Source organism: Promicromonospora sp. NPDC060204, from assembly GCF_042728455.1.
GTDB lineage: Bacteria > Actinomycetota > Actinomycetes > Actinomycetales > Cellulomonadaceae > Promicromonospora.
Genome location: NZ_JBHWZO010000188.1, coordinates 1 through 12,247 on the forward strand (window position 1 = coordinate 1; position 12,247 = coordinate 12,247).

Below are 12,247 nucleotides of genomic sequence, written 5' to 3' on the forward strand. Positions count from 1 at the left end.
GATGTGTATAAGAGACAGGATCGGCACAGGCCTGTGCCGATCTCGATGCAGAGCGCCGACCTCGCAGGAAGGTGCCGACCTCGCGGCCGGCTGATCTGTCGAGCCGGGTCTCGACGGCGTCCGGGCACGCTGGCTACGCTGCCCCTACGTTCGCCGCGGCACCGTCGCCCCGGCGTCCGCCCACCCGAGACACGCGCAAGGGAGCGCAGCATGCCTCATCGAAATCGTTTCATCGCCCGAGATCGCTCGCCCGGCAGAAATCGTTTCACACGCCGGCTCGCCGCCGCCGACCCGGCAACCGGCACCCGGGCCACCCGCCGCTGGACGGCCGGCCTCGGCACCGTCGCGCTCCTCGCCACGGGAGCCCTGGTCGCCGCACCCGCCGCCACGGCGGCACCGGCACCGACAGCACCCACCGCCGCCGCCGACACCGTCGTCACCGTCGTCGACTTCGAGGACGGCACCACCGGCACGTGGACCCCCAGCGGCGGCGCGGGCCTCGACGTCGTCCCGGACCCCGACGGCGCGGGCAGCGTGCTCGCGATCACGCGGGCCGCCGACTACGAGGGCCTTCAGTCCCCCACCGGGATCTTCCGCCCGGGGCTGACCTACACGTTCAGCATGCGCGCCCGCCTCGCGGAGCCCGCGGAGCCCACCGACCCGCCCGCCCCCACCAGCACCGGCGTCCGGTTCGTCGTGAAGCCGGCGTACACCTGGGTCGGCAACACGACGGTCGGCACCGGCTGGACCACGGTGACCGGCACGTACACGGCCGCCGCCGACGCCGACCCGGCCGAGCTGCAGGCCTACCTCGGCAGCACCGACCAGGACGCCCCCTACACGCTCCTCGTGGACGACATCATGGTGACCACCTCTGACACGGTTCCCCCGGACGACGTCGTGCCCGGCGGGGCGATCAACCCCGTGCCCACGCCGGTTCACGCCGCCGAGGGCAGCGGGAACGTCTCCGCCCTGACCTTCGACGACGGCCCGAACCCCGGCACCACGCCCGCCCTGCTGGACTTCCTCGCGGAGCACGACCTGAAGGCCGTCTTCTGCGTCATCGGCCAGAACATCCAGGCCGAGGGCGGCGCCGCGCTGCTGCGTCGGATCGTCTCCGAGGGCCACGTCCTGTGCAACCACTCGACGTCGTACGCCGACATGGGCTCCTGGACGCAGGAGCAGGTGCGCGCCGACCTGGTCGAGAACCTGGGGATCATCCGCGACGCGCTGGGCGACCCGAACCAGAAGGTCCCGTTCTGGCGTGCCCCGAACGGCTCCTGGGGCGTGACGCCCGGCGTCGCGGTCGAGCTGGGCATGCAGCCGCTCGCCGTCCGGAACACCATCGCCGACTGGGAGACCCAGGACGTCGAGACCCTCACCGCGAACCTGCGTACCGCCATGGTCCCGGGCGAGCTGGTCCTCGCGCACGACGGCGGCGGCGACCGGTCCGGCACGCTCGCGGCGGTGCGCACCGTCGTCAGCGAACGCCTCGCCGACGGCTGGGCGTTCACGTTCCCGCAGGGCACGCCCCCGGCGTCGGGCACCGTGCTGAGCACCGACTTCGAGGACGGCACCCTCGGCGGGTGGGCGCCGCGCAACGGCACCGACGCCTCCGACTTCACGCTCGCGGTCACGGACGCCGACGCGCACGGGGGCACCTGGGCGGCCGCGCTCACCGGCCGCGACGACACCGGCGACGGCATCGGCCGGGACGTCACGGGCGTGCTGCGCGCGGGCGTCACCTACGACGTCTCCGCCTGGGTGCGCTTCCCCGCGGGGCAGACGCCGGGCGACGTCTGGCTGAGCCTGGCCAGCACGGTCGACGGCACCCAGACGTTCTCGACGCTCGGCCAGTTCACGGGCCTGTCCAGCAGCGGCTGGACCGAGGTGACCGCGACGTTCACCATGCCGGACCACGACAGCGCGCTCCTCTACTTCGAGACCGCGTACAACGGCGGCAACACCAGCGACTGGCTGATCGACGACATCGTGGTGTCCGTCCCGGAGCCGCCGCTGATCGAGGACCTGACCGGCCTCCAGGAGACGGTCGACTTCCCGGTCGGCGTCGCGATCGACAGCCGCGAGACGTCGGGCGCGGCTGCCCAGCTGCTGAGGAGGCACTTCGGCCAGATCACGCCCGAGAACCACATGAAGCCGGAGGCCTGGTACGACGCCGACGGAACGCTGCGCCGGCACCCCGAGGCGACGGCGCTCATGGACTTCGCGCAGGAGAACGACCTGCGGGTCTACGGCCACGTGCTGGTGTGGCACAGCCAGACGCCGGACTGGTTCTTCCAGGACGACGCCGGCGAGCCGCTGGCGGCCGACGAGGCGGGCCGGGCGGTGCTCCGCGAGCGCCTGCACGACCACGTGTTCGGCATCGCGGAGAACCTGAGCGACGACTACGGGCTCTTCGGCTCGGCCACGAACCCGCTGGTCGCGTTCGACGTGGTCAACGAGGTGGTCTCGGACGGCGCGGAGAACCCGGACGGCCTGCGCCGCAGCGAGTGGTTCCGCATCCTGGGCGAGGAGTACATCGACCTCGCGTTCGAGTACGCGGACGAGGCGTTCAACGAGACGTACGCCGCCCCGCCGTCGGACGCGGTGCGCGAGCGCCCGGTGACCCTGTTCATCAACGACTACAACACGGAGCAGGGCGGCAAGCAGGACCGGTACCGGGCGCTGGTGGACCGGCTGCTGGAGCGCGGCGTGCCGGTCGACGGCGTGGGGCACCAGTTCCACGTGTCGCTCGCGATGCCGGTCAGCGCGCTGGAAGGGGCGATCGAGCGGTTCGCGGACCTGCCGGTCACGCAGGCCGTCACGGAGCTGGACGTCACCACGGGCACGCCGGTCACGCAGGCCCGGCTGGTCGACCAGGGCTACTACTACCGCGACGCGTTCGAGGTGTTCCGCGCGCACGCCGAGGACCTGTTCAGCGTGACGGCCTGGGGCCTGACCGACGGCCGGTCGTGGCGGGTCGACAGCGGTGCGCCGCTGCTCTTCGACGACCGCTTCCAGGCCAAGCCCGCGTACTACGGCGCGGCCGGGGCCGAGCTGCCGGCGCGTCTGCGCACGGCGAACGTGTTCGCGGGGGACGTTCCGCTCGACGGTTCGGCCACGGCGTCCCCGGTGTGGGACCGGCTGCCGCGGCACACGTTCGAGGCCCCGGAGGGCGGCGCGGCCGCCTTCCAGCTCCGCTGGGCGGCCGACCACCTGACGGCGTTCGTCACGGTGGACGAGGCCGCAGCGGCAGCGGGCGACGCCGTGACCCTGATGCTCGACGACGCCGAGTACGTGGTGGGCCGGGACGGATCCGTGACGGGCGACGGAGCGGCCGCGGAGGTGAGCGAGCGGGAGGGCGGCTACGACGTCGTCGTGCACCTGCCCGCGACCCTCGCCGAGGGCGGTACCGCCACGTTCGACGCCCGGGTGACCAGCGGCGACGAGACCACCGCGTGGAACTCGCCGGGTGCGGTGGGCACGCTCACGCTGGTCGAGGAGCTGTCGTACCTGGAGGTCGCCGAGGCCGCGCAGGCCCCGGTGGTCGACGGCGACGTCGACGACGTCTGGGCTACCGCCGGCAATGCGGTGACCACCGCCAAGCAGGTCGAGGGCTCTGACGGCGCCGTCGCGACAATCCACACCCTGTGGAAGGACGGCACGCTCTACGTCCTGGCGGATGTCGCCGACCCCGTGGTCGACGTCTCCGGCTCGGACCCGTGGATCCAGGACTCCGTGGAGATCTACGTGGACGGCGGCAACGCGAAGAACGGCGGCTACCGGGCCGACGACACGCAGATCCGGGTCTCGGCCCGCAACGCCGTCTCCTTCGGCACCGGCGACGAGGCGGCGCAGCGCGCCCGCGTGTCCAGCGCCGCCACGGCGACCGACGGCGGCTACCGCGTCGAGGCGTCGGTGGACCTGCTGTCGTACGGCGGTCCGGGCACGTTCCACGGCCTGGACTTCCAGGTCAACGACGCGGCCGGCGGCGCACGGACCGCCGTCCGCAACTGGGCCGACCCCACGGGCACGGGCTACCAGTCCACCGCCCGCTGGGGCGTGGGACGCCTCGTCGAGCCGGAGGCGCCGGCGGCCCCGGCCTGGTCCGCGAGCGCCGTCTACATGGCGGGTGACCAGGTGAGTCACGACGGCGCGGTGTTCACCGCGCTGTGGTGGACGCGCGGCCAGACCCCCGGCGCCACGCCGTGGGGCCCGTGGGCCGAGGTGGGCGCCCCGCAGGCCTGCACCGGCGGCACGTACCCGGCCTGGACGCCGACCGCGGTGTACGACGGCGGCGAGACGGTGGTGCACCACGGCCACCGCTGGACCGCGCAGTGGTACAGCCGGAACCAGGAGCCCTCGGCCACGCCGTGGGGGCCGTGGCGGGACCTCGGCGGCTGCTGACGTTCGCCGTCCGTCGGGTCTCCTTCCGCGTGAGCGCAGGTCGCTCGCAAGGAAGGAGACCTGACGAATCGTTACAGACGGTTAACACGACTTTCCAGGCGGCCCCACTTCCGTGGCGATATGGTCCAAACCTCCCCGCCAGTTGACCGGGGAGACGAACTGGGGAGGCAATCAGTGAGGCAAGCACGTTTCGCCACCTTCGCCGCGTCGGCGGCCGTGGTGGCCCTGACCGTGGCCGGGTGTACCCCGAACGACACCGTCGAAGGCGACGGGCCGGTCACGCTGGAGACCTGGATCAGCCAGGACATGGAGACGCTGTTCCCCGGCGACGCCGGGGCCTACGACAACATCAGCGTCCTCGACGTGGTGTACGACGGTCTGGTCCGGTACGACCCGGAGACCACCGAGCCGTACAACTACGTGGCCGAGTCCATCGAGCCGAACGACGACAACACGGTCTGGACCATCAAGATCAAGCCGGACCTCACGTTCCAGAACGGCGAGCCCGTCGACGCCGAGGCGTTCGCCCGGTCCTGGAACTACACGGCCGACGGCGACAACGGCCTGTACTCCAACTACTTCTTCGGCATCGTCGAGGGCTACGACGAGATGCAGCCCACGACCGACGACGACGGCAACATCACCGCCGAGGGCGCCGCGGACGAGCTGTCCGGGCTGAAGGTCACCGACGACCTGACCCTCGAGGTCACCCTCGCCTCGCCGTTCGCCGGCTTCGCGACGATGCTCGGCTACACCGGCTTCTTCCCGATCGCGCAGGAGTGCCTGGACGACGTCGAGAAGTGCGCGATCGAGCCGATCGGCAACGGCCCGTTCCAGGTGACCGACTGGCAGCAGAGCCAGGAGCTCACCGTCGAGAAGTGGGCCGACTACCCGCTCGACGAGACGCCGAGCTACGACGCCATCCACTGGACCGAGTACGCGGCGGGCGAGACGGCGGGGTGGGCGGACTTCAAGGCCGGCGACCTCGACCTGTCGTACCCGCCGACCGCCGAGGTCGAGTCCGCGAAGAACGACCCGGAGCTCTCCGAGCGCTACGTGGAGCGCCCCGGCGCCTCGCTGACGTACCTCGGCTTCTCGGGCTACACCGAGGGCCCGTGGAACGACATCGACTTCCGCAAGGCGATCTCGATGGCGATCGACCGCGAGGGCATCATCTCCTCGCTGGGCAGCGGTCAGGCCACGCCCGCCGACTCCTGGGTGGTCCCGGGCGGCGTGCCCGGCGGCGAGGCCGGCACGTGCGAGTGGTGCGTCTACGATCCCGAGGCGGCCAAGGCGGCGCTGGAGAAGTCCGGCGGCTGGCCCGACGGCGAGAAGCTCCAGATCAGCCTGGGTGACGACGACGCCGAGGTCGAGTACTTCACCGCCATCGGCAACTCGATCGAGGAGGTGCTGGGCATCCCGTACGAGCTCAACATCGTCTCGAGCGACGACTACTTCTCGACCCGTGCGGCGCAGGGCTTCGACGGCATGTTCCGGAACAACTGGTTCCCGGACTACCCGCTGAACGAGAACTACCTCAGCTTCTACGCGTCGGGCGAGCCCGGCGCCGGGCACTGGGGCTGGTACAGCGAGGACTTCGAGGCCAAGCTGGACGAGGCCGCGGCCGCGCCGTCGCTCGACGAGTCCGTCGCGCTCTACCAGGAGGCCGAGGGCATCCTCGCCGAGGAGTTCCCGACCATCCCGTTCCGCTGGAGCTTCAGCGCCACCTACTACAGCGACCGGCTGAACAACGTGATCCTCAACCCGTTCTCGGGCGCGCCGATCCTCCGCAAGATCGAGGTCACGGCGTAACCCGTGCGCCGAGTCAGCGCCGTAGTCCGACCACCGCGCTGACTCGGCGCCTGAACAACCCCGAGTCAGCGCGCTGGTCGGACTACGGCGCTGACTCGGCGCACAACCTGAGGAGTCCCCATGGGGCGCTACATCCTTCGCCGTGCCGTCCAGGCGGTCGGCACCCTGCTGCTCGTCATGTTCCTGCTGCACCTGCTCACCACCGTCGCCATCCAGCTCAACGGCAACCCGGCGCAGGCTTTCTTCGGCGACAAGGTCGCCACCCCGGCGCAGATCGCCGCCGTCGAGCAGCGCTTCAACCTCGACGACCCCTGCTACGACCAGGTGGGCAACCCCTGCCTCGGGCCGTTCGTCGAGCGCCTCGGCCAGTACGCCCAGGGCGACTTCGGCACCAACCTGCGCGGCCGCGAGGTCTCGGAGATCGTCGCCACGGCGGCGCCGAACACCATCCGCCTGTTCTGCGTCGTGCTGGTCACCTGGCTGGCGCTCGGCATGCTGCTCGGCTCGGCCGCCGCCCGCTGGCGCGGCTCGGCCGGGGACCACGGGATCCGGCTCACGTCGGTGCTGATCGACGCCTTCCCGGTCTTCGTGCTGCTGATCGTCTACCGGTACGTCGTCGCCGTGCCGCTGAACCGCTGGGCCGAGGACACGTTCGGCGAGAACAGCTGGCCGCCGTACTGGTTCAAGCCGTCCTTCGACGCCGACCACCCGTGGGCCACCGTCGTCGTGCCCGGGATCCTGCTGGGCCTGGCCGGTTCCGCGGCGTTCATCCGCCTGGTCCGGGCCAGCCAGCTCGAGTCCTACCAGGGCGACCACGTGCGCACGGCCCGGTCGAAGGGCCTGACCGAGGGACGCGTCGTGGTGCACCACGTGGTGCGCAACTCGTCGGTGCCCGTGGTGACCGCCGTCGGCCTCACCTTCGCCGAGGCCCTCGGCGGAGCCGTGATCACCGAGGGCCTGATGAACATCTACGGGATGGGCGGCGTCCTGTGGGGAGCCGTCCAGAACGACGACGTCGGGCTCGTGCTCGGCATCGTCACCCTGCTGGCCGCGGTGACCGTCGTGGTGATGATCGTCGTCGACATCGCCTATGCCCTGCTCGACCCGAGGATCCGCTATGAGTGACGCCGTGACACCCGCACCGACCGCGCCGCGCACCGCCGGCGCGTCGTCGAGCCCGCTCGCCGACGCCTGGCGCCGGCTCCGCCGCCGGCCGGACACGATCGCCGCCGCCGTCGTGCTCGTGTTCTTCGGGCTGATGGCGGCGTTCCCCACGCTGTTCACGACCACCAGCCCTCGGACGTGCCCGATCCGGGAGGCCCGCACCACCCCGCAGGGCTGGGGCTCCGAGCACCCGCTGGGCACCGACTCGCTCGGCTGCGACGTCCTGGCCACGCTGGTGCACGGCATCCGGCCGTCGCTGCTGCTGGCCGTGGTCGTGGTCGGCGTCTCGCTGCTGATCGGCGTGACCCTCGGCCTGCTCGCCGGGTACTACCTCGGCTGGGTGGACTACCTGGTCTCCCGTGCCGTCGAGGTCTTCCTGGTGGTCCCGCTGCTGCTGGCCGCGCTCCTGGTGCTGTCCCTGTTCAAGGGCGTCGACCTCGGCAGCGGCACGTTCAACGTGATCCTGCTGCCCGCGGTGGTGCTCATCCTGTTCGGCTGGATGCCCTACACCCGCTACGTGCGGGCCAGCACCCTGGAGGCGAAGAACCTGGACTACGTGACCGCCGCGCGCTCGCTGGGCGCGTCGGACCTGCGCATCATGGTGCGGCACGTGCTGCCCAACGCCATCGGCACCGTCACCGCGCTGCTCCCCACCTCCGTGGCCGGGGTGATCAGCGCGGAGGCCGTGCTGTCGTTCCTGGGCATCGGCGTCCGGCCGCCGGCGACGAGCTGGGGGATCCAGATCGAGCAGGGCTCGGAGTGGGTGCTCGGCGGCGCCCCGCACATCCTGCTCGCGCCCCTGATCTGCCTGATCGCGACCGTCCTCGCGCTGGTGGTGCTCGGCGACGCCCTGCGCGACGCCCTCGACCCGAGGCTGAGCGCATGAGCGCCGCCGACCAGGTGAAGGCACAGCCCCTCCTGGAGGTCACCGACCTCGCCGTCGAGTTCCGGACGCCCGACGGCGCGGTGCGCGCCGTCGACGGGCTGTCCTACCGCGTGGAGGCGGGCCGCACGCTCGCGATCGTGGGCGAGTCGGGCTCGGGCAAGTCCGTCTCGTCGCTGGCCGTGATGGGCCTGCTGCCGGACACGGCGCGGATCACGCGCGGCAGTGTCCGCCTCGCCGGCACCGACCTGCTCGCCCTGAGCCGCAAGGAGCACCGCGCACGCTGCGGCGAGCAGGTGGCGATGGTGTTCCAGGACGCGCTGGCCGCGCTCAACCCCGTGCACACCGTGGGCTTCCAGCTCACCGAGGCGCTCCGGGCCCGGCGCGGGCTGTCCCGCGCCGACGCCCGCAAGCGGGCGGTCGAGCTGCTCGACCTGGTCAAGGTGCCGAACGCGAAGGCCCGCGTCAAGGAGTACCCGCACCAGTTCTCGGGCGGCATGCGCCAGCGCGTGATGATCGCGTCGGCGCTGGCCATGGACCCCGACGTGCTCATCGCGGACGAGCCCACCACAGCCCTCGACGTGACGGTGCAGGCGCAGGTGCTGCGGCTGCTCGCCGAGATCCAGGCGGAGCGGCACATGGGCCTCGTGCTCATCACGCACGACCTGGGCGTGGTGGCGGGCGTCGCCGACGACGTCACGGTCATGTACGCGGGCCGCGCCGTCGAGCAGGCGCCCGTGGTGCCCGTCTACACGACGCCCGCGCACCCGTACACGCGGGCGCTGCTGCGGTCGATCCCGTCCGCGGCCGGGACGGGCCGCCTGCCCGTGATCCCGGGTCGCCCGCCGAGCCCGGCAGCGATGCCGGCGGGCTGCCCGTTCCACCCGCGCTGCGACGCGGCGCGCGACGTCTGCCGTACCGACGTGCCGCCGCGGGCGACCCCGGCGCCCGGCCGGATGTCGGCGTGCCACTTCGCGGAGGACATCATGGCCGGACGGGAGCCGGCCCCCGAGGCCGGCGTGGCTGCTTCGGCGTCCGGCGTGCCGGCGTCCGGCACACCGGTGCCCGGGCCGAAGGGAGACTCCGATGACTGAGTCGCGACCGGCGGGAGCCGGGCTCGTCGACGAGCGGCCCGAGCCCGGCGAGTCCGTGCTCGAGGTGCGCGACCTCGTCAAGCACTACCCGGTGCGCTCCGGGCTGCTGCGTCGCTCGACGGCCGCGGTCAAGGCAGTCGACGGCGTCTCGCTCACCCTGGACCGGGGCCGCACCCTGGGCCTGGTCGGCGAGTCCGGGTCGGGCAAGTCGACGCTCGCCCGCGTGCTCGTCGGCGTCGAGACGCCGACCAGCGGGCAGGTGCTGGTGGACGGCGAGGACGTCACGGGCCGGTCCCGGGCGGGCCGCAAGCAGCTCCGCCGGGACGTGCAGATGGTGTTCCAGGACCCGTACACGTCGCTGAACCCGCGGATGTCGGTGAGCGAGATCGTGGGCGAGCCGTTCGCGATCCACGGCATCGACCCGGCGGGCGGACGGCGGGCCGCGGTGGGCGAGCTGCTGGAGCTCGTCGGCCTGGACCCCGACCACGCGAACCGGTACCCGCACCAGTTCTCGGGCGGCCAGCGGCAGCGTGTCGGGATCGCCCGCGCGCTCGCCCTGCGGCCCAAGATCCTGGTCTGCGACGAGCCGGTCTCGGCGCTCGACGTGTCCGTGCAGGGCCAGGTGATCAACCTGCTGGAGGACCTCCAGGAGGAGCTGGGCCTGTCCTACCTGTTCGTGGCGCACGACCTCGGCGTGGTGCGGCACATCGCCCACGACGTCGCCGTCATGTACCTGGGCCGCATCGTCGAGCAGGGGCCCGAGGCCGAGGTGTACGACGCCGCGCAGCACCCGTACACGCAGGCGCTGCTCTCCGCGGTGCCCGTGCCCGACCCGTCGGTGCGGCTCGTCCCCGCGGGCGCTGCCGTCGGAGCGGGCTCGTCCGACGACGCCGTCGCGGGCGCCGGGCGGCCCGGCGTCGGCGGGATCGTGCTGGAGGGCGACCCGCCCTCCCCGGTGGACCCGCCGTCGGGCTGCCCGTTCCACACGCGCTGCTGGCTCGCGCCCACGCTGCCGGAGGCACGGCGCGAGGCGGCCTCGGGCGGCGACGCGGGCGCCGTCGGCGGCGCGGAGTCCGGCCTGCGGCTGATCCCGCACGCGTGCGAGACGGACGTGCCCGCGCTGGTCGCCCGGGGCGCCACGGACACCGGAGCCGCCGGAGCCGCGGCGCACGTCGCCGCCTGCCACTTCGCGCGCGAGCTGACGGCGCCCGGGGCCCCGTCCCGGAGCGGCGCATGACACGCGTCCTGGTGGTCCTGAACTCGTCCACCAGCTCTCTGGGCCGGCTGGAGCAGTGGCTCCCCGAGGCCGGGCTCGACCCGGTCCTCGTCCCGGGCGCGGAGCTGCCCGGGACGCTCGACGGGTTCGGGGGCGTGGTCCTGCTGGGCGGCGGCTTCATGCCGGACGACGACGCCGGCCACCCGTTCCTGGCCCGCGAGCGGGCGCTGACGCTCCAGGCCCTGGCCGACGGCGTGCCGCTGCTCGGGCTGTGCCTCGGCGGGCAGCTCTTGGCGCTTGTCACGGGCGGCGGCGTGACGGCGCGGTCCGGCGAGACGGAGCGGGGCATGTGCGCGCTCACGGTGCTGCCGGCCGCGGCCGACGACCCGGTGTTCGGCGATCTGCCGGGCGTGCCCGGCGTCGGCGGCGTGCCCGGCGTCGGCGGCGTGCCCGGCGGGCCGCTGTGGATGATCGAGAACCACGAGGACTCGGTGACCGCCCTGCCGCCGTCGGCCACGCTGCTGGTGACGAGCGAGGCCTGCCGCAACCAGGCGTTCCGCGTGGGCGAGACCGCCTGGGGGCTGCAGTTCCATCCCGAGGCCCGGCCGGAGCGCGTCGGGACCTGGGACGAGGCCGCGCTCTCGGAGCAGGGCATCGACCGCGCGGCACTCGCCGAGGCGGCGCTCGCCCACGCGGCGGAGAACGCGGCCCAGTCGGGTGCGCTGGTGCGCGCCTGGGCCGACGTCGTGCACGGCGCGGCGAAGTAACGACGAGAGGACGAGCACGCACATGGTGTCGACAGGGACGCACAGCGACGGGGTGCCGGTCGTGGCCTACCGGATCGCCCGGGCCTCGGGCGAGGTGCTGGCCGCGCGGCAGGACGACCTGGACTTCTACGCCGCCTCGACCGTGAAGCTCGCGGTGCTGGTGGCGGCCGCGCGCGAGCTCGACGCGGGCACGGCGCGCCTCGACGAGGCCTGCACCGCGACCCGGACCTTCACCTCGCAGGTGCCCGGCGCGGGCGAGTACACGATCGAGCCCGACGACGTCGACGAGGGCCTGCCGCCCGACGGCACATCGATGCCGCTGGGCGACGTCGTCGACCGGATGGTCACCGTCTCCTCCAACGAGGCGACCAACATGGTGGCCGAACGCGTGGGCCTGGCCGCCGTGAACAAGGTGCTGTCCGACGCCGGGGCCACGGGGTCGACCTTCGGCCGCAAGTACTCCGACCTCGCCGCCGAGCAGGCCGGCGCCTCGCACCGCACGACGGCGGCCGACCTGTGCCTGCTCATGTCCGGCGTGGTCACGGGCGCGCTCGCGAGCCCGGAGCGGACCGCCTGGATGTGCGAGCTGCTCGGCCGCCAGACCGACCGGCAGCTCACCGCCGCCGTCCCCGGCCCGGGCGAGCCGGGCGCCGTGCCGTTCGGCTCGAAGTCCGGCTGGGTGGACGGCATCCGGCACGACGTCGCCTTCGTGGGCGAGCCCGGTCCCGACGCCCTGGTGATCGCGGTGTGCACCCGCGGCTACGACGAGCAGGCCGCCGAGGAGACGCTCAAGTCGCTGGGCGCACTGGCGGTCGCGCTGGCCTGACCGGGGTCCGTCCCTGACCTGGACCCGCCCACACAGTCTCCCCTTTGAGGCCCGGGTTTCTTCGCTTTGAGCCAGCTC

At 72.9% G+C, this 12,247-nt stretch carries 8 protein-coding genes; all 8 read left to right on the top strand.

Features of this window, described 5'->3' with window-relative positions; all coding sequences use genetic code 11:
• The first annotated feature begins 210 nt into the window (after positions 1-210).
• The 8 genes from ACFWEJ_RS20715 (at position 211) to ACFWEJ_RS20750 (ending at position 12,169) form a co-directional block, all read left to right on the top strand.
• Positions 211-4,407 (top strand): endo-1,4-beta-xylanase, encoded by a 4,197-nt coding sequence (locus ACFWEJ_RS20715; protein ID WP_377231073.1) that lies wholly within the window; start codon positions 211-213, stop codon positions 4,405-4,407.
• A 174-nt stretch (positions 4,408-4,581) separates the two neighbouring features.
• The gene (locus ACFWEJ_RS20720; protein ID WP_377231074.1) at positions 4,582-6,219 is read left to right on the top strand and encodes an ABC transporter substrate-binding protein; all 1,638 of its coding nucleotides are present in this window, start codon (positions 4,582-4,584) and stop codon (positions 6,217-6,219) included.
• A 120-nt stretch (positions 6,220-6,339) separates the two neighbouring features.
• Positions 6,340-7,344, top strand: a complete 1,005-nt coding sequence (locus ACFWEJ_RS20725) for an ABC transporter permease (protein ID WP_377231075.1) — start codon at positions 6,340-6,342, stop codon at positions 7,342-7,344.
• Complete coding sequence (locus tag ACFWEJ_RS20730) at positions 7,337-8,269, top strand: ABC transporter permease (RefSeq protein WP_377231076.1); 933 nt, start codon at positions 7,337-7,339, stop codon at positions 8,267-8,269. The genes ACFWEJ_RS20725 and ACFWEJ_RS20730 overlap by 8 nt, the downstream gene beginning before the upstream one ends.
• Positions 8,266-9,360 carry an ABC transporter ATP-binding protein gene (locus ACFWEJ_RS20735; protein WP_377231077.1) on the top strand — a complete coding sequence of 365 codons (1,095 nt, stop codon included), beginning with the start codon at positions 8,266-8,268 and terminating at the stop codon, positions 9,358-9,360. The genes ACFWEJ_RS20730 and ACFWEJ_RS20735 overlap by 4 nt, the downstream gene beginning before the upstream one ends.
• Positions 9,353-10,597, top strand: coding sequence for an ABC transporter ATP-binding protein (locus ACFWEJ_RS20740; RefSeq protein WP_377231078.1), 1,245 nt, complete (start codon positions 9,353-9,355; stop codon positions 10,595-10,597). The genes ACFWEJ_RS20735 and ACFWEJ_RS20740 overlap by 8 nt, the downstream gene beginning before the upstream one ends.
• Positions 10,594-11,343 (top strand): type 1 glutamine amidotransferase, encoded by a 750-nt coding sequence (locus ACFWEJ_RS20745; RefSeq protein WP_377231079.1) that lies wholly within the window; start codon positions 10,594-10,596, stop codon positions 11,341-11,343. The genes ACFWEJ_RS20740 and ACFWEJ_RS20745 overlap by 4 nt, the downstream gene beginning before the upstream one ends.
• Positions 11,344-11,365: 22 nt before the next feature.
• Positions 11,366-12,169 carry a serine hydrolase gene (locus ACFWEJ_RS20750; RefSeq protein ID WP_377231080.1) on the top strand — a complete coding sequence of 268 codons (804 nt, stop codon included), beginning with the start codon at positions 11,366-11,368 and terminating at the stop codon, positions 12,167-12,169.
• Positions 12,170-12,247: the final 78 nt, after the last annotated feature.